Origin of the sequence: Pseudomonas sp. MIL19 (genome assembly GCF_028680365.1) — a bacterium.
Taxonomy (GTDB): Bacteria; Pseudomonadota; Gammaproteobacteria; order Pseudomonadales; family Pseudomonadaceae; genus Aquipseudomonas; species Aquipseudomonas spirodelae.
Map to the genome: position 1 here is coordinate 242,095 of NZ_JAPPVG010000003.1, position 24,886 is coordinate 266,980.

Consider the following 24,886-nt stretch of genomic DNA (forward strand, 5'->3'; position numbering starts at 1 on the left):
AACTCACTCGCGGGATCATTCCCACTCGATGGTCGCTGGCGGCTTACTCGACACGTCGTAGGTAACGCGGGAGATGCCTTCGATCTCATTGATGATGCGACCGCTGACGGTTTCCAGCAGCTCGTAAGGCAGGTGCGCCCATCGTGCAGTCATAAAGTCGATGGTTTCCACCGCGCGCAGGGCGACAACCCAGGCGTAACGACGGCCATCACCGACCACGCCCACCGATTTCACCGGCTGGAACACCACGAACGCCTGACTGACCTTGTGGTACCAGTCAGCCTTGCGCAGCTCTTCGATAAAGATGTGGTCGGCGCGACGCAGCAGGTCGGCGTATTCCTTCTTCACTTCACCGAGAATACGCACACCCAGGCCTGGGCCGGGGAATGGGTGACGGTAAACCATGTCGTACGGCAGGCCGAGTTCCAGACCGAGGCGGCGCACTTCATCCTTAAACAGTTCGCGCAGTGGCTCGACCAGCTTGAGGTTCATTTCCTCTGGCAGACCACCCACGTTGTGGTGCGACTTGATCACGTGAGCCTTGCCGCTCTTCGCGCCGGCCGACTCGATCACGTCCGGGTAGATAGTGCCCTGGGCGAGGTACTTGATGTTCTCCAGTTTGTTGGACTGGGCATCGAACACGTCAATAAAGGTACGCCCAATGATCTTGCGCTTCTTCTCAGGGTCGGACTCGCCGGCCAGGTTGTTGAGGAACTGCTCTTCAGCATTGGCGCGGATCACCTTGACGCCCATGTTCTCAGCGAACATGGCCATCACTTGCTCGCCTTCGTGCAAGCGCAGCAGGCCGTTATCAACGAAGACGCAGGTCAGCTGGTCACCGATAGCCTTGTGCAGCAGGGCCGCCACCACGGAGGAGTCCACGCCGCCGGACAGGCCCAGCAGGACGTTGTCGGTGCCGACCTGGGCGCGCACCTGGGCGATGGCGTCTTCGGCAATCTTCGACGGGGTCCACAGGGCTTCGCACTGGCAGATGTCGAGGATAAAGCGCGAGAGGATGCGGCCACCCTGCTTGGTATGAGTCACTTCCGGGTGGAACTGCACGCCGTAATAGCCAAGAGCGTCGTTGAACATGCCAGCAATCGGGCAGCTCGGGGTGCTGGCCAGGATGTGGAAATCCTGCGGTAGCTTGGTGACTTTGTCACCGTGGCTCATCCACACGTCGAGGCCGAACAAGCCATCAGCGTCGACATGGTCTTCGATGCCATCGAGCAGGCGGCTCTTGCCGACCACGTCAACGCGGGCATAACCAAATTCACGCAACTCGGACCCTTCAACCTTGCCACCCAGCTGCTCAGCCATGGTTTGCATGCCGTAGCAAATACCGAAGACCGGCACGCCGAGATCAAACACGGCCTGAGGGCAGCGCGGGCTGTTGGCCTCATGCACCGACTCCGGGCCACCGGCGAGGATAACCCCGCGCGGCGCGAAGGCGCGGATGTCATCGTCGCTCATGTCGAACGGGTGCAACTCGCAATACACGCCGATCTCGCGTACGCGGCGGGCGATCAGCTGAGTGTACTGGGAGCCGAAATCCAGAATCAGGATGCGGTGCGCGTGGATATCTTGATGAGCCATGGCCGTCTCTCGTAGCGGAATTCACAAATAACTCGGGGCTGCTCTGTTTTTAACAGCCTCAGCCCCGTGCCTTACTCAAATTTCAAAAATCGATTTGCCACGTCGCGAGCGCAGAGCCGGCAAGGCGGAGATAGACGAGAAAGCGGAGTTGGCTGTAGCCAATGAGCATTTCGAGTTTTTCTCCAACGCAGCCGGATCAAGCGCAGCAGCGGCACATCGATTTTTTAGCCCACGCGATAGTTCGGGGCTTCCTTGGTGATCTGTACATCGTGTACATGGGACTCGGCCATGCCGGCGCCGGTGATGCGCACAAACTCAGGCTTGCTGCGCATCTCTTCAATGGTCGCGCAACCGGTGTAGCCCATGGAAGCACGCAAACCACCCATCAGCTGATGGACGATCGCACCCATGGCGCCCTTGTAAGCCACGCGGCCTTCGATACCTTCCGGTACCAATTTTTCCGCACCGGCCGAGGAGTCCTGGAAGTAGCGATCCGAGGAGCCCTGCGCCTGCGCCATGGCGCCCAGCGAACCCATGCCGCGATAGGCCTTGTAGGAGCGGCCCTGGAACAGTTCGATCTCACCTGGCGCTTCTTCAGTACCGGCCAGCATGGAGCCGATCATTACGCAGGATGCACCGGCAACGATGGCTTTCGACAGGTCACCGGAGAAGCGGATGCCACCATCGGCAATCAACGGCACTCCGGTACCGGCCAGAGCAGCAGCAACATTGGCGACGGCAGAGATTTGCGGCACACCGACACCCGCAACTATCCGCGTGGTGCAGATCGAGCCTGGGCCGATACCGACCTTGACGGCATCCGCGCCTGCCTCGGCCAGCGCCTTGGCCGCATCACCCGTGGCAATGTTGCCACCGATTACCTGAACTTCAGGGAAGGTCTGCTTGACCCAGCGCACGCGGTCGATCACGCCTTTGGAGTGGCCATGCGCGGTGTCGACGATGATCACATCAACGCCGGCATGCACCAGCGCGGTCACGCGATCTTCGGTATCGGCACCCGTGCCAACTGCTGCGCCAACGCGCAGACGACCCTGGTCGTCCTTACTGGCCAGCGGGTAAGCCTTGGCTTTCTCGATGTCGTTGACGGTCATCATGCCCTTGAGGCGGAATTGGTCATCGACAATCAGCACGCGCTCGATACGGTGCTTGTGCAACAGCTTGCGCACGGTCTGGGTGTCTTCACCCTCCTTTACCGTAACCAGACGCTCTTTCGAGGTCATTACATCGCGCACCTTGGCGCTCATGTTGGTTTCGAAGCGCACATCACGGCTGGTGACGATACCGACCAGATCACCGTGGTGCAGCACCGGTACGCCGGAGATATTGTTCTGCCGAGTCAGGTCGAACAGATCACCCACAGTGGCATCGGCCTCGATGGTGATCGGGTCCTTGACCACACCGGACTCATAGCGCTTGACCTTGCGCACTTCGAGCGCCTGCTGCTCGGGGGTCATGTTCTTATGGATGATGCCGATGCCGCCTTCCTGAGCCATGGCAATCGCCAGACGGGCCTCAGTCACGGTATCCATAGCAGCAGAGAGCAACGGGATATTCAGTTCGATACCACGGGTCAGGCGCGTTTTGAGGCTGACATCCTTCGGCAGAACTTCGGAATAACCTGGAATAAGTAGAACGTCGTCGAAGGTAAGAGCTTCTTGACTGATACGCAGCATGGCGGGGGCTCCCGGACGGGAAAATTGGAAGCGCGCCATTATACTCAGACGCCCCCCTGCACTCAACGCAAACTACGCAGAACATTTGCCCAAGCGCGACAGCGCCCTACAAATCGACCCGCACCAATGACACCGGAAAGCCTAGCCGCGCAGCGAACTCGTCGAGAAAACTGGTTTTAAAGCCGGCATCCGCCCAGTTGTTAAAAATAAAGCCCAGATTGGAAAAGCCGCAGGGCTGCAGGAATAAAAAGCCGTTGATGTCATCTTCATGACCACAACGTGGGCAAGTGAAGTTATCGGTATGCCCTGGCATCCACTCATCCAGACTGTCGAACAACGCCTCGCCCACTTCCTTGCGGCACTGCGCGCAGCCCGCCTCTTCCAGAAAGCCTGCCGTCGGGGTGTAGATGCAACGCTTGTAGATAATTTCCAGGCCATGCACGGCCTGGCCGAACGGCAACAACTCGGGACGCTCGACTACGCGTCGTGCGCCCTCGGCAATGCCATAGCCCATATGCTTGAAGGTGCGCCCGCAGGTGCTTAGCTGCTCTTCGATGATGTTCTGTTTGACCAGCCAACGCACGATCAACCGCGCCCGCGCCTCATGGCCGGGAAAGCTGGAAATCTGCGGCACGATGATGGCTTGCTGCTCGCTCATAAAGGGCTCGTTCAACATGTAAGAAGGCTAAGGACGCGCAGCTTAATCGGCTGACCGTAACGGTCAAGGTCAATCCGCTATGGCCAGCCAGGGCAAAGCCTTTATCATGCCGGCCATGATCAAAGACCCCTTCCAACGCCTGAACCTCGACCGCGAGGTGCTCAGCGTCAGCCAACTGAACAACCGTGCACGCCTGCTGCTGGAAGATGTATTCGGCGGTATCTGGGTGGAAGGTGAAATCTCCAACCTGGCCAAGCCGGCCTCCGGGCATATCTACTTCACCCTTAAAGATAGCCAGGCCCAGGTGCGCTGTGCGCTGTTTCGACAGAATGCCGCCAAAGTCCGTCAGGCGCTGCGTGATGGCTTAGCGGTGAAGGTGCGCGGCAAGGTGTCGCTGTTTGAAGGGCGCGGCGACTACCAGCTGATCCTCGACGCCGTCGAGCCGGCCGGCGACGGTGCACTGCGCTTAGCCTTCGAGGCATTGAAGGAAAAACTCAGCGCCGAAGGCCTATTCTCGGCCGAGCATAAAGTCGCCCTGCCAGCCCACCCGAAACGCATCGGCATTATCAGCTCACCGACTGGCGCGGTGATTCGCGACATCATCAGCGTGTTCCGCCGCCGCGCGCCACAGGTCGAACTGACCTTGATACCCACTGCCGTGCAAGGCCGTGAAGCCACTGCGCAGATCGTCCGCGCCCTCGGCATCGCCGATAAAAAAGGTTTTGATGCACTGATCCTGGCCCGTGGCGGCGGCTCGCTGGAAGACCTCTGGTGCTTTAACGAAGAGCCGGTGGCCCGCGCCATTGCCGCCTGTGTCACGCCCATCGTCAGTGCCGTGGGCCATGAAACCGATGTGTCTATCGCCGATTTTGTCGCCGACGTGCGCGCACCAACGCCCTCGGCCGCCGCCGAGTTACTGGCCCCCGACAGCAGCGAACTGGTGCAGCGCCTGCATAATCTCAAGCGCCGCCTCAACCTGCGCATGCAACACCGACTGGAGCGCGAACGCATGCGCCTAGACGGTTTGCAGCGGCGCCTGCGCCATCCCGGTGAACGCCTGCGCCAGCACGCCCAGCGCGTGGATGACCTGGAGATGCGCCTCAGCCGAGCCTTTGAGCGGCAATTAAAAAGCCGCCGCGAACGCCTGACCCATCTGCAAACCCGCCTGCTCAGCCTGCACCCGGAGCGCAACCTCAAGCTGCTCGACCAGCGCTTGCAAGCGCTGGCCGAACGGCTGCAACGCAGCATGCGTGAAGGCCTCAAGGCGCGTCACCTGCAGCTGCATAGCCAGGTGCAAACGCTGCACGCGGTCAGCCCACTGGCCACCCTCGGACGCGGCTACAGCATCCTCCTCGATGAGCGCGGCCGCGCGATCCGCAACGCCGCCGACACCCAGCCAGGTCAACGCTTAAAAGCCCGACTGGGCAACGGCGAGCTAGATGTGCGGGTCGAAGACAATCATGTGCAGCCGGTCACCCTCTCACTGCTCGACTGACCTTTTTATGCAGGTGGATAAGCTTCGCGTTATCCACCCTACGGATATTCAATGCGCCTATTCACCCTGCTAGCCCTGTTCTGCCTCACCCTACCCGTCTATGCCGAAGGTTTTATCAGCCGCCTATTGAACAAGCCTGTTCCCGGCGGTGTGGCAGTAGTCGATTTGGGCACGGGAGAAACGGCGCCCAATGTGCGTTATCAGGACAAACCGGTATTGGTGATCAAAGAAGATCAACAGCGCTGGATTGCCATTGTCGGCGTGCCGCTCAGCGTCAAACCCGGCAGCCAGCAGATCAGCGTCAACGGCAGCCAGAATCTGAGTTTCCAGGTGGGCAACAAGCACTACCGTGAACAACGCATCACCCTGAAAAACCAGCAGCAGGTCAACCCTAACCCGGCCAACCTCAAACGCATTGGGCGCGAACTGGCCGAGCAAACCCACGCCTACCAGCAATTCAGCCCACGCCAGCCGAGTAACCTGCTGTTCGACAAACCGGTCAACGGGCCACTCTCCAGCCCCTTCGGTTTGCGCCGCTTCTTTAATGGCGAGGAACGCAACCCGCACTCCGGGCTGGACTTCGCCGCCAGCCGCGGCACGCCGATCAAGGCCCCGGCCGCCGGTAAAGTGATTCTGCTTGGCGACTACTTCTTCAATGGCAAAACCGTATTTGTCGACCACGGCCAGGGGCTGATCAGCATGTTCTGCCACCTCTCGGCCATCGACGTGAAGCTCGGCGCTGAACTGCCGCGCGGTGGCGTGGCCGGTAAAGTTGGCGCCACTGGCCGCGCCACCGGGCCACACCTGCACTGGAACGTCAGCCTGAACGACGCCCGCGTTGACCCGGCGATTTTCATCGGCGCCTTCACCCCCTAACAACCTGCCAGACACGTTCAGCAACCAACCCCGCCGGCCCGACAACAGCGCCTTTGTTAAGGTGGCCACGCTGACCCATACGCTGAGACCTTAGAGGAGCGGCATGAGCGACTTCTACAACAACGCCCAGAACTGGCTTGAGAATTACCCCGAGCTTTACAGCCTGACCGGCTTAACCCTGCTGATCATTGCGGCCTGGCTGGCCAACTGGATGGTTAAACGCGTGCTGCTGCGCGGCCTCTACCGGGCGCTGAAGGCCACGCCCATTGGCCAGGACGGCACCCTGCGGGACTCACGCATCACCGCGCGGCTCGCCAACATCGTGCCGGCGCTGATTATTTCCGCCGGCATCACCCTCGTCCCCCACCTGCCGGGGGCCGTCGTCACGGCAACACGCAATGTCTGCAGCGCGTTTATCGTGCTGACTATTGCTCTGGCAATCAGCGGTGTATTGACGCTGCTGAACAGCGCCTACGAAAAGCGCCCGAACGCCCACTTAAAACCGATCAAGGGCTACGTGCAGGTGGTGAAGATCCTGCTCTTTGCCATTGCCGCCATCCTGATGGTCGCCAGCCTGATCGACCGTTCACCGTTGATTCTGCTGTCGGGTCTTGGCGCCATGGCCGCGGTGTTGATGCTGATTTTTCAAGACACCCTGTTGTCACTGGTGGCCAGCGTACAGATCTCCTCCAGCGACATCATCCGCGTGGGCGACTGGGTTGAGATGCCGCAACTGAACGCCGATGGCGATGTCATCGACATCGCCCTGCACACCGTAAAGGTGCAGAACTGGGATAAAACCATCACCACCATCCCGACCAAACGCTTTATCAGCGACCCATTCAAGAACTGGCGCGGCATGCAGGAGTGTGGCGGGCGACGGATCAAACGCAGCCTGTTTCTCGACCAGACCAGCATCACCTTTCTCAGCCCCGATGAAATCGCTCACCTGCAACGCTTCCTGCTGCTCGGCAATTACCTGCGCAACAAACAAAGCGAGCTGCACAGCTGGAACGCTGAGTTGGCCGAGGCCAGCCAGGAGCCGGCGAACACCCGACGCGTCACCAACATCGGCACCTTCCGCGCCTATGTTGAACATTACCTGCGCCAGCATGCCGGCATTAATCAGGAGATGACCCAACTGGTAAGGCAACTCAGCCCTACGCCGGACGGCCTGCCGCTGGAGCTCTACTGCTTCACCAACACCACGGCCTGGTCGCGCTACGAAGCGATCCAATCCGACCTCTTCGATCACCTGCTGGCCATTCTTCCGGAATTTGGTTTGCGGGTTTTCCAACACCCAAGTGGCGCGGATATGCGCGAATTGAAACCAAGCCTGCTGGCTACGGCCCAGCACTGACCGCAAAACGGGCGGTTGCACGCACCGCAGCCGCCCGCAATTGACACCAAGCACAGCGACTTTTATCAGCATTAAAACCATTTAAACGCGCTAAAAATGCTTATAAACACCAATTTATTCACCTTGCTTGCCAGCTTTCCCCTCAAAGATTAGGGTTGGCGCTATGAATGCCCATCACACCCTTATCCTGCTGCGCCAACACGCCAACCTCTGCTTGGTCAGCCAGCGACTGCGTGGCTAATAGCTGACGCCAGCGCACACCCCTCTTTTGAATTTCGCCCGGCTCGCCGATTGCCGCCGCGCTACAAGGATTGCCCCATGAGCATGCTTAAAGACCCGTCCAGCAAGTACCGCCCGTTCACCCCGATTGCCATTCCGGACCGCACCTGGCCGGACAAGGTCATCGACAAAGCGCCTATCTGGCTCTCCACTGACCTGCGCGACGGCAACCAATCGCTGATCGAGCCGATGGATGCCGAGAAGAAGATGCGCTTCTTCAAGTGCCTGGTGCAGGTTGGCTTGAAGGAAATCGAAGTGGGCTTCCCCTCCGCCTCGCAGACCGACTTCGACTTCGTCCGCGAGCTGATCGAAGGGGGCCACATCCCCGATGACGTGACCATCCAAGTGCTGACTCAGGCGCGCGATGACCTTATCGAGCGCACCTTCGAGTCGCTCAAGGGCGCGAAGAAAGCCATCGTGCATTACTACAACGCCTGCGCACCGAGCTTCCGCAAGATCGTCTTCAACCAAGACAAAGCGGGCGTCAAAGCCATCGCCGTGGCCGCCGGCAAGACCATCAAGCGTCTGGCCGCCACGCAACCAGACACCCAATGGGGCTTTGAGTACTCGCCGGAAGTCTTTAGCAGCACTGAAACCGACTTTGCCGTCGAGGTGTGCAATGCCGTCATCGCGGTGTTCCAGCCGACCCCGGCCAACCCGCTGATCCTCAACTTGCCGGCGACCATCGAGTGTGCCACGCCGAATAATTACGCCGACCAAATTGAATGGTTTGGCCGCCATATCGATACGCGTGACAGCGTATTGATCAGCGTGCACACCCACAACGACCGCGGCACTGGCGTTGCGGCCACTGAGCTCGCGGTCATGGCAGGCGCGGATCGCGTCGAAGGTTGCCTGTTCGGCAACGGCGAGCGCACCGGCAACGTCTGCCTGGTCACCGTCGCGCTGAACCTCTACACCCAGGGCGTGAACCCGCAGTTAGACTTCTCCGACATCGACGCCGTGCGTAAGGTGGTCGAGGACTGCAACCAGATCCCCGTGCATCCGCGTCACCCGTATGCCGGCGACTTGGTCCACACCGCGTTCTCTGGCTCGCACCAGGATGCGATCCGTAAGGGCTTCACCCAGCAGCAGGCCGATGCTGTTTGGGAAGTGCCTTACTTGCCGATTGACCCAGCCGATATCGGCCGCGATTACGAGGCGGTGATTCGCGTGAACAGCCAATCCGGCAAAGGCGGTATTACCTTCCTGCTCGAACAGGAATACGGCATTAACCTGCCGCGCCGCATGCAGATCGAGTTCAGCCAGGTGGTGCAAAAAGAAACCGACCGCCTCGGCCTGGAAATGACCGCCGCACAAATCTACAAGTTGCTCGACAGCGAATACCTGCAAGCCACCACGCCCTATGCCCTCAAAGGCCATCGCCTGCAGGAAGAAAACGGCACCAGCGCGGTCGATGTAGAAATCGTCAGCGAAGGTGAAACCCTGCACTGGCGCGGTATCGGTAAAGGCCCGCTGGAAGCCCTGGTCGCCGGCCTGCCGGTGGCTGTGGAGATCATGGACTACTCCGAGCACGCCATCGGCGCGGGTACCAATGCCAAGGCAGCCGCTTATATCGAGCTACGGGTTAACGGCGGCCGCGCCCTGCATGGCGTAGGCATCGACGAGAACCTGACCACAGCCAGCTTCCGTGCGCTGTTTAGTGCACTGAATCGCGCCCTCGGTCAGGCCGCCGAACAAGCCGCCTAAGGCAAGCGGCGCACAGGGGCGGCTAATTGCTTTTAGCCGCTTGATGTCCAGTGTAGTGCGCCTGATGAAATTGACAGCGCTCTGAGGGCGCGATTAGGCTCCGCGCCTGCGCATGTGGCTATACCCATAAAATCAAAATAACAGCGATCCCAGCCAAACCTATCCCAACGTCTATTCGATGGGTGCCGGGAGCGTTTGTGCGCCTGTTTGGCAAAACCCTGACAGCGCACTTTCAACACATGACAAGGAAACACAACATGCTGACTAACCGGATGGGGCTGATTGCCCTGGGAATACTGAGTGCCACTCAGGCCATGGCCAATGAACAGGCAGCCTCTAATGGCTTTGTTAAAGACAGCAGCCTCAATGTGCTGCTGCGTAATGCTTACATAAGCCGTGACTACAAAGACCAAAACCAGGATAAAGCCGAGTGGGGCCAAGCGGCGATTGGCACGTTCTCCTCGGGCTTCACCCAAGGCACCATCGGCGTCGGCGTGGATGCCTTTGCGCTGTATGGTCTGCGCCTAGACGGCGGCAAGGGCCGCTCAGGCGCTGGCGGCATCGACTTCTTCAAGCAGGGTGACAGCGGTAGCGCCGCCAACGACTTGTCCAAAGCCGGCGCAGCGGTCAAATTCCGCGCATCCAACACCGTGCTGACCTACGGTGAGCAGATGCCGGCCTTGCCGGTGCTGAACCACGACAACTCGCGCCTGCTGCCGGAAAGCTACACCGGCACATTGATCACCTCCAGCGAGATCGAGGGCCTGGAACTCAACGCCGGCCGCTTTACCGCCGAATCGCGCAAAAGCGCTGAAGGCCGTGACAGCGGTGGTTTGAAATCGATCAACGTATTGGGCGGCAGCTACCAGTTCAGTGAGCAGTTCAGCGCAGCGCTTTACGCGTCTGACGTTGAAGATGTGCTGAAGAAGCAGTACGTCAACCTGAATTACGTCTTCCCGTTGGCGGCCGAGCGCTCTCTGACCCTGGATTTTAACGGCTACCGCACCAAGCTGGATAAGTCCTACGCCGAGCAGAAAGATGCTGACGGCCAGGACAACAAAATCTGGAGCTTGGCGGCTATCTACACCATGGGGGCACACTCGTTCACCCTGGCCCACCAGCGCAGCACCGGCGACAGCGGCCTGGGTTATGCCTACGGCGGCTATCAGAACCACCGCAACAGTCCGGGCGACGGTGGCAACACCATCTACTTGGCCAACTCCTACTGGTCTGACTTTAACGCCGAAGACGAGCGCAGCTGGCAGTTGGGTTATGGCCTAGATTTCAGCACGTTCGGCATCCCCGGCCTGAGCTACAACGTGGCGTATGTGCACGGCTCTAACATCACCACTTCCACCAGCACCGGCGGCAGCGAGCGCGAAATCTTCAACCAGTTCAAGTACGTGGTGCAGAGCGGCGTAGCCAAAGACTTGAGCATTAAATTGCGCAGCTCGTTCCTGCGTGTGTCGCAGAAATCGAGCGAGTACAACATCGGCGGCAATGAAGTACGCGTCTTCGTTGACTACCCGATCAGCGTGTTCTGATCAGCCGCTAAGCGCAGCCTGATACAAGGCTGTGAGCCCACAAAAAAGCCCGACTGATTCGGGCTTTTTTGTGGGCGCTTAGCGCAGCAACGAGCAAACCGTTACTAGGCGGCACGCGGTTTAACTAGCGCTCCGATAGCAAGCTTAGATTGCGGCTAATTTTTCCGCCGCCCGGCGCAAGGTATCTTCGCGCTTGGCAAAGCACAAACGCACCACACGCAGATCCTTGGGTGGATCCTGGTAAAACACCGACACCGGGATTGCCGCCACGCCATGTTCGCGGGTCAGCCACTCGGCCATGGCCAGGTCGTCCACGTCAGGGCGAATAGCCGAGTAGTCGAGCAACTGGAAAAAACTACCGGCAGCGCGGGTAAAACTAAAACGCGAGCCGGTCAGCAGCTCACAAAACAAATCGCGCTTGGCTTGGTAAAAGGCAGGCAGCTCGTCGACATGCTCAGGATGCTCGGCCATATAGTCCGCCAGCGCCCATTGCAGCGGCGTCACGCCACAGAAGCTGACGTATTGATGCACCTTGCGCAGCTCGGCACTCAAGGCGGGCGGCGCCACCACATAACCGGTTTTCCAGCCAGTCACGTGGTGACTCTTGCCAAACGAGCTGACCACAAACGCCCGCTGATACAGCTCCTCATGGGCCACCACGCTGACATGTTTTGCGCCATCAAACACCAGGTGCTCGTAAACCTCATCGCTGATCAGATAAATATCGCGCCCGCGAATCAGCGCAGCGAGTTGATCCAGCGCCGCTTGGCTGATCAATGCGCCGCTGGGGTTATGCGGACTATTGAGAATGATCAATCGCGTTTTACTGCTCAGCGCGTCTTGCAGCCGCTGCCAGTCAATGCCGAAGCCCGGCAAAGCCAGCGGCACATGCACGCAGCGCCCGCCGGCCAACTCGACCGCGGGCTCATAGCTGTCGTAGCAGGGATCAAACACGATGACTTCATCACCTGGGCGGATCAGCGCCTGCACCGCGCAGAAGATCGCCTGAGTGGCACCCGGCGTAATGGTGACCTCGCTGTCAGCGCAGACCTCTCGGCCATAACTGCGAGCGATCTTCGCCGCCACCTGCTCGCGCAGCGCGGGCAAGCCGGTCATCGGCGCGTACTGGTTATCTCCGGCGGCAATATGCCGAGCGACCGCATCACGCAGCGCCTGCGGGCCGTCAAAGTCGGGGAAGCCCTGTGACAGATTGAGCGCGCCGGTTTGCGCGGCGAGCTGAGACATGCGGGTAAAGATGGTGGTGCCGACATTCGGCAACTTGCTGATAATCATCGAGGCGGCATCCGGCTGGTGATGGCGCAGAATAGCCGATCACCCCAATACGCAAAAGGCACCCGAAGGTGCCTTTATATAGAGCGTTTCAATCCAAGCTTAGCGCTTGTCTTTACGCTTTTTCTCAGCCTTTTTGTGGTGAGTCATCAGGCGGCGCTTCTTGTTCACCTGGCGATCGGTGAGGGTATTCTTGTTGCCCTCATACGGGTTTTCACCACCCTTGAACTCGATACGGATCGGCGTACCGACCAGTTTGAGTACGCGGCGGTAGGTGTTTTCCAGGTAACGGATATAGGACTTGGGAACGGACTCGACCTGATTACCGTGGATTACGATCAGCGGCGGGTTGGCACCACCGAGGTGGGCATAACGCAGCTTGATCCGGCGATTGTTGACCATGGGCGGCGCGTGGTCGCCAACAGCATCTTCGAGAATCTGCGTGAGGCGGTTGGTCGGCCAGCGGGTGATCGCCGACTTGAACGAAGCCTGCACCGACTTGTACAGGTTACCCACGCCGGTGCCGTGTAACGCCGAGATAAAGTGGATATCGGCAAAGTCGACGAAGAACAGTCGGCGTTGCAGCTCGACCTTCACATAGTCGCGCTCGCTCGGCTCCATGCCATCCCACTTGTTAAGCGCGATGACTAGCGCACGGCCGCTTTCCAACACGAAACCAAGCAGGTTGAGGTCATGGTCCACCACGCCTTCGCGGGCATCCATGACGAACACCACGACGTTGGAATCCTGGATCGCCTGCAGGGTTTTCACCACCGAGAACTTTTCCACCGCCTCAAAGATCTTGCCGCGGCGGCGTACGCCGGCTGTGTCGATCAGGGTGTACTTCTCGTCATCACGCTCGAACGGGATATAGATACTGTCGCGGGTGGTGCCCGCCTGGTCATACACGATGACCCGCTCTTCGCCGAGCATGCGGTTGACTAGGGTCGACTTGCCGACGTTGGGCCGGCCGATGATCGCCAGTTTAATACCGTCCTTCTCGCTTGGGCCGGGAATGCGCTTGGCTTCCTGGCCTTCCAGCACTTCTTCCTCTTCCTCACCCTCTTGCAGCTCGTTGGCATCCTTGGGGAAGGAGCCCAGCACCGCTTCGAGCATCTGGGTGATACCGCGACCATGGGCGCCGGCAATCGCCAACGACTCGCCCATGCCCATGCTGGAAAACTCAGCGCGGGCCAGGTCGGCGTCAATGTTGTCGACTTTGTTGATCACCAAGAAGCTGCGTTTGTTACGACGACGCAGGTGCTCGCCAATCATCTGGTCAGAGGCGGACAACCCTGCGCGAGCATCCACGAGGAACAGCACGGCATCGGCTTCTTCAATGGCCTGCAGGGACTGCTCGGCCATCTTGGCGTCGATGCCTTCTTCGTCACCGGAAATACCACCGGTGTCGATGACGATATAGGTGCGCCCCTGCCACTTGGCCTCACCGTACTGGCGATCACGGGTCAGACCAGACAGGTCGCCGACAATCGCGTCACGGGACTTGGTCAAGCGGTTAAACAGGGTGGACTTGCCGACGTTCGGGCGGCCCACCAGGGCAATTACGGGAACCATTAGGCTCTCCACTTCGTTATTTCAGAAAATACAAAAGCCGCTGCACGAGCAGCGGCCGGAATTCATTGCGCTGGCCATGCTTTGCAGCCTCAAGTGCGGCAAAGCATAGCCAAAGCGACAGACGGCTACTTGATGGTCAACGCCACCAGTTTGCCGCTATTGCCAAAGGCATACAGCCAGCCACCCGCCACCAATGGACGCGCACGCAGACCATCACTGTCGATACGTGTACGGCCGACAAAACGACCATCCACCTGACTTACCAGATGCAGGTAACCTTCCAGGTCACCGAATGCCACGTAACTGGAGAACACTTCCGGCGCAGACAGCTGACGACGAGCCAGTGCGTCATTGTTCCACAGTGCCGACGCAGAACGCTCATCGATACCTTCAACGGTACCGCTGGCCAGGTTTACATACACACTGCCATACCCCTGGGCAACGCCAACGGAGCTCGAAGCTTCGCGCTGCCAAAGGATACGACCACTTTCCAGGTCCATCGCGGCCACACGACCTTGATAGCTGACCGCATAAAGCGTACCCGCCGAAAGCAGCAACCCGCCGTCGATATCAACAACGCGCTCCAGCTCGGAGCGGCCCTGTGGAACGGCTACGCGCTGCTCCCAGACCGGAATACCGCGCTGTGCATCCAGCGCAATCACCTTGCCAGTGGACAAGCCAGCAACGGCCAGACGATTGGTCAGTACCGGGCTTCCGGTGCCACGCAGCGTGAGTACCGCCGGGGTGTTTTCGAAAATCCAGCGCTGGTTACCGCTGTCAGCATCAAAAGCAATCAGGCGATCATCCTGAGTCTGTACCAGCACCACATCACCGTTCAACGCAGGCGCGGCCAGTACTTCGCTGGTAACCCGAGCACGCCACTTTTCTTCACCGTTAGCCGTATCGAGGGCGATGATTTCGCCTTTCAAGGTACCCACCACGACCAGGCCATAGCCAGCAGCGACGGCACCGGAAACCGGAAGCTCCAGCTCGGTTTTCCAAATAACCTTGCCGGTCATGCGGTTCATGGCGACGACCAAGCCTTCAACGTCGGCGGCATAGATCTGCTCACCGTCAATCGCAGGCGTTAGCATGTTGAAGGTTTCGCCTTGGCCCTCGCCAATCGAGCGACTCCATTCTTTTTGCAGGCTGACCTCTTCCTCAAACTTGGGCAGATCGGCCGGGGGCAGTTCCTTCTTACTATTGCTGCTGCAACCTACAGCCAAAACGGCCAGGGCCAGCAGTGCGGCATTCTTCCAGCGCATCACGTCACGCATCCCCTTTTGCCAGATCATCCAGCTTCATTTGCAGACCACCGACAGCCGCCTCTTCAGAGAGCGCTGCTTTGGCTTTTTCGTAGGCAGCGTGTGCATCATCGGCACGGCCGAGCTGCACCATCAAGTCGCCCTTGAGTTCTTCACGGCTGGCGATAAAGGCCGGGGCCACGCTGGCATCCAGCAGCTTCAGCGCATCGTCGGCCCTATCCTGAGCGGCCAACACGCGCGCCAGGCGCTGACGGGCCAACTCAGCCAGGCTGTCATCAGCCGGTTTATCAACAATCGCCTGCAGCTCGCTAGCGGCGTCGTCCAGCTTGCCCGCTTCAACGGCTACTTTGGCCACGAACAGGCTGCCGTACTGGGCGTAATGAGTCCCGGCGTAATCACTTTTCAGGGTGTGAGCCAACTCTGCAACTTTACCGGCATCCGGCTTGCCACTAGGGTCCAGAGCAGCCTCAAGCAGCTGTTGATACACCAATGAAGCGCCTTGCGCCTGATTGCTCTGGTACTTCTGCCAACCCTGCCAGCCGAACACCACCGCCAACGCCAGCACAACGCCAGTCAGCAATGGCATACCATTTTGCTGCCACCAGTCCTTGATTACCGCCAGATCTTCATCATCAGTACGCGAAACCACCCCAACACTCCTTTTCGCTAAATCACTAAACAGACGCTCAGGCCTGATTGGCGCAGTTCGCCAGATGATCGGCCAATGCCGACCACGCAATACTTTGCTGCTCGCCCTGACCGCGCAACGGCTTGCAACCTACCACTTGCTGGGCCAATTCGTCTTCACCCAAGATCAAGGCGTACAACGCGCCGCTTTTGTCGGCTTTCTTGAACTGACTCTTGAAGCTACCGGCCCCAGCATTCACTTGCAGACGCAAGCCTGGCAACTGATCACGCAGACGCTCGCTCAAGGCCAAAGCGGCCAATTCAGCCGCCTCCCCGAAGGCGCACAGGTAAACGTCAACCGTGCGGGTGATTTCAGCCGGTACTTTACCTAGAGTTTCGAGCAACAGCACCAAGCGTTCGATGCCCATGGCAAACCCCACACCCGGCGTCGGTTTACCGCCCATCTGCTCAACCAGGCCATCGTAACGACCACCGGCGCAAACGGTGCCCTGGGAACCGAGCTGGTCAGTGACCCACTCGAACACGGTTTTGCTGTAGTAATCCAGGCCGCGCACCAGCTTGGGGTTGATTACGTACGGCACGCCAGCGGCATCCAGGCGGGCCTTCAGCCCCTCGAAATGCAGCCGCGACTCTTCATCAAGGTAATCCGCTAGCTTCGGCGCATTGACCAATACCGCCTGGGTTTCTGGCGATTTGCTGTCGAGCACACGCAATGGATTGCTGCCCATACGGCGGCGGCTGTCTTCATCCAGCTGATCGGCATGCGCCGATAGAAACTCGACCAACGCATCCCGGTACACCGCACGGGCTGCACTGGTGCCGAGGCTGTTGAGTTCAAGCTTCACCGCATCACGAATACCCAGCAGGCCCCACAGGCGCCAGGTCAAGACGATCAGTTCGGCATCGATGTCCGGGCCGTCGATATTGAATACTTCCACACCAATCTGGTGGAACTGGCGATAGCGGCCTTTCTGTGGGCGCTCGTGACGGAACATCGGGCCGATGTACCAAAGCTTCTGCGTTTGCCCGCCGCCGGACAGGCCATGCTCAAGCACCGCGCGCACGCACGCCGCAGTGCCTTCCGGACGCAGGGTCAGGGAATCGCCATTGCGGTCATCGAAGGTGTACATCTCTTTTTCAACGATATCGGTGACTTCGCCGATGGAGCGCTTGAACAGCTCGGTGAATTCGACGATCGGCATACGTATCTGCCGATAGCCATAGCCATCCAGTAGATTGGCCACAGTGCCTTCGAAGTAGCGCCAAAGCGGAGTCTGCTCGGGCAGGATATCGTTCATGCCACGGATGGCTTGCAGGGGCTTGCTCAATTCAATTCCTTAACGGTGTTAGCTACGCACGATAACGGCGGCGTCAGCGGCGACCTTGTCGGCCGCTTTCTGGCGGATCAGCTTTTCCAGCTCATCGACCAGGTTGTTATTACCCAGCTTGAGCGCCGGCTTGCCATCGATATAAATCAGGTTAGGCGAGCCGCCAGTCAGGCCGATATGCGCCTCTTTGGCTTCACCGGGACCGTTGACCACACAACCGATCACCGCCACATCCAGAGGCACCAGTAGGTCTTCGACGCGCTGCTCCAGCTCGTTCATGGTTTTCACCACATCGAAGTTCTGCCGCGAGCAGCTTGGGCAGGCGATAAAGTTGATGCCACGGGAACGCAGGCGCAGCGATTTGAGGATGTCGTAGCCAACCTTGATCTCTTCAACAGGATCAGCGGCCAAGGAAATGCGGATAGTGTCGCCGATGCCTTCTGCCAACAGCATGCCCAGGCCTACCGCGGATTTGACCGTACCGGAGCGCAGGCCGCCTGCTTCGGTGATACCCAAATGCAACGGCTGTTCGATTTGCTTGGCCAGCAGTCGGTAGGCTTCCACGGCCATAAACACGTCGGAGGCCTTTACGCTGACCTTGAAGTCGGGGAAGTTCAGGCGATCGAGGTGCTCGACATGGCGCAATGCCGACTCGACCAAGGCTTCGGGCGTCGGTTCGCCATATTTCTTCTGCAGGTCTTTTTCCAGCGAGCCCGCATTGACCCCGATGCGAATCGGGATGCCTCGATCACGCGCTGCTTCAACTACCGCACGCACACGGTCTTCACGGCCGATGTTGCCCGGATTGATGCGCAGACAATCGACCCCGAGTTCTGCCACACGCAAGGCGATCTGGTAATCGAAGTGGATATCAGCCACCAGCGGTACCTTGACCTGCTGCTTGATCCGGCCGAAAGCCTCGGCTGCATCCATATCCGGCACCGAGACCCGCACAATGTCCGCGCCGGCATCTTCCAGGCGTCGAATCTGTGCCACGGTCGCGGCCACATCGTTGGTATCGCTGTTGGTCATGCTCTGCACAGCTATCGGCGCATCACCGCCAACCGGTACAGAGCCGACCCAGATTTGGCGTGAAATACGACGTTTAATTGGTGATTCGCCATGCATGTTACTGCCCACCCAACTTCAGACGCGCGGTCTCACCAGAGATAAAAGGCGCCACATCAACCGGACTGCCATTGAGGCTGACCTGCGCACCACGGGCATAGCCCAGGCGCAGCTCCAGCGGCGCCTTACCCGTCAACTGCAGGCTGTCGCCCTTACGCTTGAGGGCGCTGAACAGCACCTTGCCATTAGCATCGGTTAGCTGCGTCCAGCAATCTGCAATAAAGGTCAAACTGACCACGGCTTCGCCCGCACCAGCCTGAACCGGCGTAGGCGCAGGTTCAGCGGATACAGCAGGCAATGCCTCTACAGTGACCGGAGCGGCAGCGGCGGCGACTGGCGGAAGCGACTCTTGCACCGGCACATTCTCGCTGGGCGTTTCAGCAACGCCAGGCTCTGGTAAGGCGGGAGTATCTTCAGACGGCAGCGGCAAAACTGTTTCAGCCTCCATCTGGGGCGCTTCCACGGCCTGATCCTCGGGTTCATCCAAAGGATGAATCTGTGTGGTGCCGTCAGCGCCGTCTACTTCAACATGCTCAAGGCTTTGAGTGGCAAGGTCTTCAGCCTGGCGTTCAGTCTTTTCCTGCCACCAGAAGAAACTCAAGCCAGCCAGGGCAAGCAACAACACAAAACTGACCATGCGCAAAATACGCTGCGAGTAGCTCACCGGCCCTTCAATGCGCCCCAGACTGTGTACGCTGCTGCCTGCGGCATCGCTACCGGTGAATTGATCGAACTCCATCACCAGACGATTCTGATCAAGCTCCAACAACTTGGCGTAAGCGCGCACATAACCACGCGCAAAGGTATGCCCTGGTAACTTGTCGAAGGCACCTTGCTCAATCTGACTCAAGCGTTGCGAGGTCAAATTCAACTGCGCAGCGACCTCTGCCACGGCCCAACCACGGCTCTCGCGAGCCTCGCGCAACGTCTCACCCGGATTGATACGGGGAACTGCTAGCCCTTCAGGATGCGCCGCTTTCATCATTGCTCCGACAGGTATTGCTGATATTCCGGCGTGCCCGGATAAAGTCGCTTCAACTGCAAACCGAGACTCGCGGCATTGTCGCGCTCCTCGAAAATCTTCGCCAAACGCACGCCTAACAATAGGCTGCGGGCATTCTGCGGTGCCAAGGACATATAGGCTTCGTAATAGCTACGAGCAGGCACGTATTGTTTGTCCTCGTAGGACAACTGCGCCATCTCCATCAACGCCCGCGGCTGGCGGCTATTCAAACGCAGTGAGCGTTCAAAATAAGCCTTGGCCTGCTCACGCTGCTGCAGCTGCAATGAAGTCAAACCGAGGTTTTCGAACACCCGCGAACGCTCGGGATAAAGGTTGTCCTGAGCGGCTTCGGTATAGCGCTCCAGTGCTTCCTGGTAACGCTGCTGCTCATACAGAAAGCTGCCGTAGTTGTTCAGTAAGCGCGCATCATCACGACGCTGCGAAATGGCCTTGCGAAAGTGCTCATCGGCCAGCTTGGGCTCCATTTCTATCTGGAACACTAACGCCAGTGCGGCATGCGCATCGGCATTCGACGAGTCGAGCTCCAAGGCTTTTTTCAGCGGCACCTTGGCGCGCTCGGTTTGACCTTGTTGCAGGTAGCCGATGCCCAGTTGTACATAGGCATCCCGCGCTTCTTCACGGCCCTTGCCGGTTTTCATCGGATCAACAGTACCGGTTGTGACACAACCGGCTAACAGACTAGCGGCCAACAGCAATAACGCGGGTCGCAAGGTCATGGGTATCCTCCCCTTAGGTTCGATTGGCGGCGGCACTCGGCGTTTCGGCCTCGCTACTCAATTCACGCACAGCGATATAACGTTCACTACGGCGGGTACGGTCCATGACCTGGCCAACCAATTGGCCACAGGCTGCGTCAATGTCCTCACCGCGCGTGGTGCGCACGGTGACATTGTGCCCGGCTTTATGCAGCAGGTCTTGGAAACGGCGGATCGCATTATTGCTAGGCCGCTCGTACCCCGAGTGAGGGAAGGGATTAAACGGAATCAGGTTGATCTTGCAAGGCACATCTTTGAGAAGTGCGATCATTTCCTCAGCGTGCTCAATCTTATCGTTTACATCCTTAAGCAGGGTGTACTCGATGGTCAGCACGCGCTTCTCACCCAGCCGAGAAACATAACGCTTACAGGCTGCCAAAAGCATTTCCAGCGGGTACTTCTTGTTGATCGGCACCAATTGGCTGCGCAGCTCATCATTGGGTGCATGCAGCGACAGCGCCAACGACACGTCGATGACCTCACCCAGCTTATCTATCATCGGCACTACGCCCGAGGTGGACAACGTCACCTTGCGCTTGGAGATGCCATAGCCGAGGTCATCCATCATGAGTTTCATGGCAGCGACCACATTGTCAAAATTCAACAACGGTTCGCCCATGCCCATCATCACCACGTTGGTGATCGCCCGGTCAATCTTCGCCGGCACACTGCCAAACGACTTATTGGCAATCCACACCTGACCGATGATTTCCGCAGCAGTAAGGTCACTGTTAAAGCCTTGCTTACCGGTCGAACAGAAACTGCAATCCAGCGCACAACCGGCCTGCGACGAAACACACAAAGTGCCGCGCGTGCCCTGGGGTATATAAACAGTTTCAACACAGCTACCTGACGCCACCCGCACTACCCACTTGCGCGTGCCATCAGTGGAAATATCTTCGCTGACCACTTCCGGGCCGCGGATTTCAGCACAGGCCTTGAGCTTTTCGCGCAAGGCCTTGCTGACATTACTCATGGCATCGAAGTCATCGACACCAAAGTGGTGAATCCACTTCATCAACTGACCGGCGCGGAAACGTTTTTCCCCGATTTGTTCGAAGAATTGTTCCATTTCTGCCTGGGTCAGACCCAACAGATTGGTTTTACCGGTCGATGCGATCATGGCTTCACCCTCACTCAATTCGCTTAGCGAATACGAGCGCAAACTTCAGTGGACGCGAAGAAGTAAGCGATTTCGCGAGCAGCAGAAGCTTCGGAGTCCGAACCGTGGACAGCGTTTTCGTCGATGGAAACGGCGAAATCAGCACGGATAGTGCCGGCAGCAGCTTCTTTAGGGTTGGTAGCGCCCATCAGATCACGGTTAGCCAGAACAGCGTTTTCGCCTTCCAGAACCTGAACGATAACGGGGCCGGAAGTCATGAAAGCAACCAGGTCTTTGAAGAAGCCACGCTCGCTGTGCTCAGCGTAGAAACCAGCAGCTTCGCGCTCAGACAGCTGAAGCATTTTCGAAGCGACGACGCGCAGACCGGCTTTTTCGAAACGGCTGGTGATTTCGCCGATAACGTTTTTAGCAACAGCGTCAGGCTTGATGATGGAGAAAGTGCGTTGAACAGCCATGTGAAACTCCAGAAACAGTGGTTAAAGCGAAAAATTAAACCCGCGAATTATACGCGGGTTTATTGGGATTGCCTAACAGCGTACAGGGCGACTCAGTCAGCCTCTTCGATCCAGGCAGCCTGAACGGCTTCCAGCACCTTCTCGCCACCGCGAGTCGGATCGTCGCTGAATTCAGGCAGCGCCAGAATCCATTTGTGCAAATCGACAAAATTAACGTAACGCGGATCGACATCCGGCTTGGACTCAGCCAACTGAATAGCGATTTCCAGAACATCAGCCCATTTCAGCGTCATAACAGCTCCTTGAATCAGTGCGGCGCTTCGGCGGCATGATTGAGCGAGTATTTAGGAATTTCGACAGTGATGTCTTCGCCGCCCACAATAGCCTGGCAGGACAGACGTGATTGCGCCTCCAAGCCCCAAGCCTTGTCGAGCATGTCTTCTTCCAACTCATCCGCCTCAGCCAGCGAATCAAAGCCTTCACGGATAATGCAATGACACGTGGTGCAGGCACAAACGCCCCCGCAGGCACTTTCGATCTCGATGTGATGCTCATGCGCCACTTCAAGCACCGACGTGCCGGGCGCCACTTCAACCACCAAACCTTCTGGGCACAGTACAGCGTGGGGCAGAAAGATAATCTGCGGCATGCTTATTCCTCAATCTCATCAAGACTACGGCCAGCCAGCGAGGCTTTGACCGTGGCATCCAGACGACGCGCCGCAAAGGCATCAGTTATCTGGGTCAATCGCTTGGTTTGCTGCTCAATGGCCAAACCATCGTTGGCCGCCATGCAGTCGCGTAATTGCTGCATCTGCGCCTCGATGGCCACGCGCTCATCAGCGTCCAGCAAGCGCTCACCATCCGCCAACAAAGCGGCTTCCACCGCTTCCAGCAAACGCTGAGCATCGACTTGTTGCTCGCGCAATACGCGCGCCACTTTGTCGTCACTGGCGTTTTTGAACGAATCCTGCAGCATGCGGGCAATCTCGCCATCCGTCAGACCGTAGGACGGCTTGACCTGGATACTCGCCTCAACACCCGACGCCAATTCAAGGGCTGACACACTGAGCAGGCCGTCAGCATCGACTTGGAAGGTCACACGAATTTTCGCCGCACCGGCCACCATCGGCGGAATACCGCGCAACTCGAAGCGCGCCAGGGAACGGCAGTCACTGATCAACTCGCGCTCACCCTGCAGCACATGGATCATCATGGCCGTCTGGCCATCTTTGTAGGTGGTGAAGTCCTGGGCGCGCGCTACGGGAATGGTGGTGTTGCGCGGAATCACCTTCTCCATCAGCCCACCCATGGTCTCCAGGCCCAGCGACAGCGGAATCACATCCAACAGCAGCAACTCTTCACCGTCACCGCGCTTATTACCCGCCAAAGCATCCGCCTGGATTGCCGCACCAATGGCCACCACCTGATCGGGATCGATATCGGCCAGCGGCTCACGGGAGAATAATTCGGCGACAGCCTGGCGCACGCGCGGCACGCGGGTCGAACCACCGACCATGACCACCGCTTCGACCTCTTCCAGCTCAATACCCGCATCACGCACCGCACGGCGGCAGGCTTTGAGGCTGCGCGCGACCATCGGTTCAATCAGCGCATCAAGCTGCTCGCGACTCAGCACACCTTGCCAGCCGGCATAGCTGAGCGTGGTAGTCGCGTTATTGGTCAACGCTTCCTTGGCTGCACAGGCGGTCTGTAGTAACAAGCGTTGCTGACCCGGATCCAGGTCTTCCGACACGCCCGCCTGCTGCACAATCCAGCTGGCAATGGCGTAGTCGAAGTCATCACCACCCAGCGCACTATCACCGCCCGTGGCGAGCACTTCAAACACACCACCGGTCAGGCGCAGCACGGAAATATCGAAGGTACCGCCGCCCAGGTCATAAATCGCCACCACGCCTTCAGCGTGCTGGTCGAGCCCATAGGCAACTGCCGCCGCAGTCGGCTCGTTGAGCAAGCGCAGCACATTCAGCCCAGCCAGACGCGCCGCGTCTTTAGTGGCCTGGCGCTGCGAGTCATCAAAATAGGCCGGCACGGTGATCACCGCACCGACCAGCTCGCCACCCAGCGTCGCCTCGGCGCGCTGACGCAGCACTTTGAGAATTTCGGCGGAAACTTCGACCGGGCTTTTCGGCCCCTGTACCGTCTCAATAAACGGCATGTGCGACTCACCACCGACAAAGCGGTAAGGCAACTGCTCACCCAACTGCTTAACGTCGGCCAAGCCACGCCCCATCAGGCGCTTGACTGACAGCACGGTATTCAACGGGTCGCCCGAAGCTGCCGCCCTGGCATCCTCGCCAACCTCAACACGATCAGCGTGGTAGCGCACCGCGGACGGCAGAATGACCTGCCCAGCGGCATCAGCCAGAGGTTCAGAGAGCCCGCTACGCACAGCGGCGACTAGCGAATTGGTGGTACCCAGATCAATCCCCACCGCCAGCCTGCGCTGGTGGGGCTGAGGGCTTTGTCCGGGTTCAGCGATCTGCAGTAAGGCCATGAGTAATCAATGCTTAGGTATCGGGTGCAGCGCACCAGCGTTAATCGTCGAGGCGCTCTTCCAGCTGGCGAACCTCGTGAGAGAGCTTGTCGAGAAACTGCATGCGGCGCATCAGGCGCTCGGCCTCTTCACGCCGCGAGGCATCGTCCCAACAAACGGCAAAACTTTCATTCAGCTCATCCTGAGCCACTTTCAACCGCCGTTTGAATTGTGCAACACCAGCCAGGTCTGCACTGTCATGCAGATCTTCCAGCTCTTCGCGCCACTGCATCTGCTGCAAAAGGAAGTTCGGGTCTTGTACGGTCACTTCCAGCGGCAATTCAGGCCCACTCAGCGCGAGTAGGTAGCGCGCGCGCTGCGGCGGATTTTTCAGCGTTCGATAGGCTTCGTTAAGGCTGGCAGACTGCTCCAGCGCCACGCGCTGTTCGCGCTCGGAAGCATCGGCGAAACGGTCCGGATGGACATGCCGCGCCAGCTCGCGATAGCGGCTGGCCAGCAACTCAAGATCCAAACGAAAACCAGGCTTTAGATCAAACAACGCAAAGTGACAAGGAGTACCCACGGGC

The 24,886-nt window shown here is 58.8% G+C and carries 22 protein-coding genes; 5 read left to right on the forward strand and 17 right to left on the reverse strand.

What is annotated here, in order from left to right:
- Positions 1 to 15 precede the first annotated feature (15 nt).
- From guaA to N1078_RS04230, 3 genes are all read right to left on the reverse strand, one after another.
- Positions 16 to 1,596 (reverse strand): glutamine-hydrolyzing GMP synthase, encoded by a 1,581-nt coding sequence (guaA, locus tag N1078_RS04220; protein ID WP_274086950.1) that lies wholly within the window; start codon positions 1,594 to 1,596, stop codon positions 16 to 18.
- 224 nt (positions 1,597 to 1,820) lie between these two features.
- On the reverse strand, positions 1,821 to 3,290 hold the full coding sequence (gene guaB / locus N1078_RS04225) for an IMP dehydrogenase (RefSeq protein ID WP_274086951.1): 1,470 nt from the start codon (positions 3,288 to 3,290) through the stop codon (positions 1,821 to 1,823).
- A 106-nt stretch (positions 3,291 to 3,396) separates the two neighbouring features.
- Positions 3,397 to 3,948 (reverse strand): sugar ABC transporter ATPase, encoded by a 552-nt coding sequence (locus N1078_RS04230; RefSeq protein WP_274086952.1) that lies wholly within the window; start codon positions 3,946 to 3,948, stop codon positions 3,397 to 3,399.
- A 115-nt stretch (positions 3,949 to 4,063) separates the two neighbouring features.
- Here N1078_RS04230 and xseA point away from each other — a divergent pair, with 115 nt between their 5' ends.
- The 5 genes from xseA to N1078_RS04255 all read left to right on the forward strand — a co-directional run bounded on the left by xseA (position 4,064) and on the right by N1078_RS04255 (position 11,212).
- Positions 4,064 to 5,443: an exodeoxyribonuclease VII large subunit gene (xseA, locus tag N1078_RS04235; protein WP_274087000.1), complete on the forward strand. Its 1,380-nt coding sequence runs from the start codon at positions 4,064 to 4,066 to the stop codon at positions 5,441 to 5,443.
- 51 nt (positions 5,444 to 5,494) lie between these two features.
- Entirely contained in the window at positions 5,495 to 6,319 is an 825-nt protein-coding gene (locus tag N1078_RS04240; RefSeq protein ID WP_274086953.1) for a peptidoglycan DD-metalloendopeptidase family protein, read from the forward strand.
- Between the two features lie 103 nt (positions 6,320 to 6,422).
- Complete coding sequence (locus tag N1078_RS04245; protein WP_274086954.1) at positions 6,423 to 7,679, forward strand: mechanosensitive ion channel family protein; 1,257 nt, start codon at positions 6,423 to 6,425, stop codon at positions 7,677 to 7,679.
- A 318-nt stretch (positions 7,680 to 7,997) separates the two neighbouring features.
- Entirely contained in the window at positions 7,998 to 9,668 is a 1,671-nt protein-coding gene (gene leuA / locus N1078_RS04250) for a 2-isopropylmalate synthase (RefSeq protein WP_274086955.1), read from the forward strand.
- A gap of 257 nt (positions 9,669 to 9,925) precedes the next feature.
- Positions 9,926 to 11,212, forward strand: a complete 1,287-nt coding sequence (locus N1078_RS04255) for an OprD family porin (RefSeq protein ID WP_274086956.1) — start codon at positions 9,926 to 9,928, stop codon at positions 11,210 to 11,212.
- A 144-nt stretch (positions 11,213 to 11,356) separates the two neighbouring features.
- Here N1078_RS04255 and N1078_RS04260 read toward each other — a convergent pair whose 3' ends face one another.
- The 14 genes from N1078_RS04260 to hscB form a co-directional block, all read right to left on the reverse strand.
- Complete coding sequence (locus N1078_RS04260) at positions 11,357 to 12,505, reverse strand: pyridoxal phosphate-dependent aminotransferase (protein ID WP_274086957.1); 1,149 nt, start codon at positions 12,503 to 12,505, stop codon at positions 11,357 to 11,359.
- A 99-nt stretch (positions 12,506 to 12,604) separates the two neighbouring features.
- Positions 12,605 to 14,077: a ribosome biogenesis GTPase Der gene (gene der / locus N1078_RS04265; protein WP_274086958.1), complete on the reverse strand. Its 1,473-nt coding sequence runs from the start codon at positions 14,075 to 14,077 to the stop codon at positions 12,605 to 12,607.
- Between the two features lie 125 nt (positions 14,078 to 14,202).
- Positions 14,203 to 15,354 carry an outer membrane protein assembly factor BamB gene (gene bamB, locus N1078_RS04270; RefSeq protein ID WP_274087001.1) on the reverse strand — a complete coding sequence of 384 codons (1,152 nt, stop codon included), beginning with the start codon at positions 15,352 to 15,354 and terminating at the stop codon, positions 14,203 to 14,205.
- The gene (locus N1078_RS04275; protein WP_274087002.1) at positions 15,347 to 15,928 is read right to left on the reverse strand and encodes a tetratricopeptide repeat protein; all 582 of its coding nucleotides are present in this window, start codon (positions 15,926 to 15,928) and stop codon (positions 15,347 to 15,349) included. The genes bamB and N1078_RS04275 overlap by 8 nt, the downstream gene beginning before the upstream one ends.
- A gap of 100 nt (positions 15,929 to 16,028) precedes the next feature.
- Positions 16,029 to 17,318 (reverse strand): histidine--tRNA ligase, encoded by a 1,290-nt coding sequence (gene hisS / locus N1078_RS04280; RefSeq protein ID WP_274086959.1) that lies wholly within the window; start codon positions 17,316 to 17,318, stop codon positions 16,029 to 16,031.
- Positions 17,319 to 17,336: 18 nt separating this feature from the next.
- A complete protein-coding gene (gene ispG / locus N1078_RS04285) occupies positions 17,337 to 18,446 on the reverse strand; it encodes a flavodoxin-dependent (E)-4-hydroxy-3-methylbut-2-enyl-diphosphate synthase (protein ID WP_274086960.1) in 1,110 nt (369 codons plus the stop codon).
- A 1-nt stretch (position 18,447) separates the two neighbouring features.
- Positions 18,448 to 19,428, reverse strand: coding sequence for a RodZ domain-containing protein (locus tag N1078_RS04290; protein ID WP_274086961.1), 981 nt, complete (start codon positions 19,426 to 19,428; stop codon positions 18,448 to 18,450).
- The gene (gene pilW, locus N1078_RS04295; protein ID WP_274086962.1) at positions 19,428 to 20,186 is read right to left on the reverse strand and encodes a type IV pilus biogenesis/stability protein PilW; all 759 of its coding nucleotides are present in this window, start codon (positions 20,184 to 20,186) and stop codon (positions 19,428 to 19,430) included. The genes N1078_RS04290 and pilW overlap by 1 nt, the downstream gene beginning before the upstream one ends.
- Positions 20,187 to 20,199: 13 nt before the next feature.
- Complete coding sequence (gene rlmN, locus N1078_RS04300) at positions 20,200 to 21,348, reverse strand: 23S rRNA (adenine(2503)-C(2))-methyltransferase RlmN (RefSeq protein ID WP_274086963.1); 1,149 nt, start codon at positions 21,346 to 21,348, stop codon at positions 20,200 to 20,202.
- A gap of 23 nt (positions 21,349 to 21,371) precedes the next feature.
- On the reverse strand, positions 21,372 to 21,803 hold the full coding sequence (ndk, locus tag N1078_RS04305; RefSeq protein ID WP_274086964.1) for a nucleoside-diphosphate kinase: 432 nt from the start codon (positions 21,801 to 21,803) through the stop codon (positions 21,372 to 21,374).
- A 92-nt stretch (positions 21,804 to 21,895) separates the two neighbouring features.
- Entirely contained in the window at positions 21,896 to 22,096 is a 201-nt protein-coding gene (gene iscX / locus N1078_RS04310; protein ID WP_274086965.1) for a Fe-S cluster assembly protein IscX, read from the reverse strand.
- A 14-nt stretch (positions 22,097 to 22,110) separates the two neighbouring features.
- Positions 22,111 to 22,452: an ISC system 2Fe-2S type ferredoxin gene (gene fdx, locus N1078_RS04315; protein WP_274086966.1), complete on the reverse strand. Its 342-nt coding sequence runs from the start codon at positions 22,450 to 22,452 to the stop codon at positions 22,111 to 22,113.
- A gap of 2 nt (positions 22,453 to 22,454) precedes the next feature.
- Complete coding sequence (hscA, locus tag N1078_RS04320) at positions 22,455 to 24,320, reverse strand: Fe-S protein assembly chaperone HscA (RefSeq protein ID WP_274086967.1); 1,866 nt, start codon at positions 24,318 to 24,320, stop codon at positions 22,455 to 22,457.
- Positions 24,321 to 24,360: 40 nt separating this feature from the next.
- On the reverse strand, positions 24,361 to 24,882 hold the full coding sequence (hscB, locus tag N1078_RS04325) for a co-chaperone HscB (protein ID WP_274086968.1): 522 nt from the start codon (positions 24,880 to 24,882) through the stop codon (positions 24,361 to 24,363).
- Between the last annotated feature and the right edge of the window lie 4 nt (positions 24,883 to 24,886).

Bases quoted from the DNA above. Each gene is read 5' to 3' on its own strand.
- guaA (WP_274086950.1), bottom strand. From the start codon at position 1,596: ATGGCTCATCAAGATATCCACGCGCACCGCATCCTGATTCTGGATTTC.
- guaB (WP_274086951.1), bottom strand. From the start codon at position 3,290: ATGCTGCGTATCAGTCAAGAAGCTCTTACCTTCGACGACGTTCTACTT.
- N1078_RS04230 (WP_274086952.1), bottom strand. From the start codon at position 3,948: ATGAGCGAGCAGCAAGCCATCATCGTGCCGCAGATTTCCAGCTTTCCC.
- xseA (WP_274087000.1), top strand. From the start codon at position 4,064: ATGATCAAAGACCCCTTCCAACGCCTGAACCTCGACCGCGAGGTGCTC.
- N1078_RS04240 (WP_274086953.1), top strand. From the start codon at position 5,495: ATGCGCCTATTCACCCTGCTAGCCCTGTTCTGCCTCACCCTACCCGTC.
- N1078_RS04245 (WP_274086954.1), top strand. From the start codon at position 6,423: ATGAGCGACTTCTACAACAACGCCCAGAACTGGCTTGAGAATTACCCC.
- leuA (WP_274086955.1), top strand. From the start codon at position 7,998: ATGAGCATGCTTAAAGACCCGTCCAGCAAGTACCGCCCGTTCACCCCG.
- N1078_RS04255 (WP_274086956.1), top strand. From the start codon at position 9,926: ATGCTGACTAACCGGATGGGGCTGATTGCCCTGGGAATACTGAGTGCC.
- N1078_RS04260 (WP_274086957.1), bottom strand. From the start codon at position 12,505: ATGATTATCAGCAAGTTGCCGAATGTCGGCACCACCATCTTTACCCGC.
- der (WP_274086958.1), bottom strand. From the start codon at position 14,077: ATGGTTCCCGTAATTGCCCTGGTGGGCCGCCCGAACGTCGGCAAGTCC.
- bamB (WP_274087001.1), bottom strand. From the start codon at position 15,354: ATGCGTGACGTGATGCGCTGGAAGAATGCCGCACTGCTGGCCCTGGCC.
- N1078_RS04275 (WP_274087002.1), bottom strand. From the start codon at position 15,928: ATGCCATTGCTGACTGGCGTTGTGCTGGCGTTGGCGGTGGTGTTCGGC.
- ispG (WP_274086960.1), bottom strand. From the start codon at position 18,446: ATGCATGGCGAATCACCAATTAAACGTCGTATTTCACGCCAAATCTGG.
- N1078_RS04290 (WP_274086961.1), bottom strand. From the start codon at position 19,428: ATGAAAGCGGCGCATCCTGAAGGGCTAGCAGTTCCCCGTATCAATCCG.
- pilW (WP_274086962.1), bottom strand. From the start codon at position 20,186: ATGACCTTGCGACCCGCGTTATTGCTGTTGGCCGCTAGTCTGTTAGCC.
- rlmN (WP_274086963.1), bottom strand. From the start codon at position 21,348: ATGATCGCATCGACCGGTAAAACCAATCTGTTGGGTCTGACCCAGGCA.
- ndk (WP_274086964.1), bottom strand. From the start codon at position 21,803: ATGGCTGTTCAACGCACTTTCTCCATCATCAAGCCTGACGCTGTTGCT.
- iscX (WP_274086965.1), bottom strand. From the start codon at position 22,096: ATGACGCTGAAATGGGCTGATGTTCTGGAAATCGCTATTCAGTTGGCT.
- fdx (WP_274086966.1), bottom strand. From the start codon at position 22,452: ATGCCGCAGATTATCTTTCTGCCCCACGCTGTACTGTGCCCAGAAGGT.
- hscA (WP_274086967.1), bottom strand. From the start codon at position 24,320: ATGGCCTTACTGCAGATCGCTGAACCCGGACAAAGCCCTCAGCCCCAC.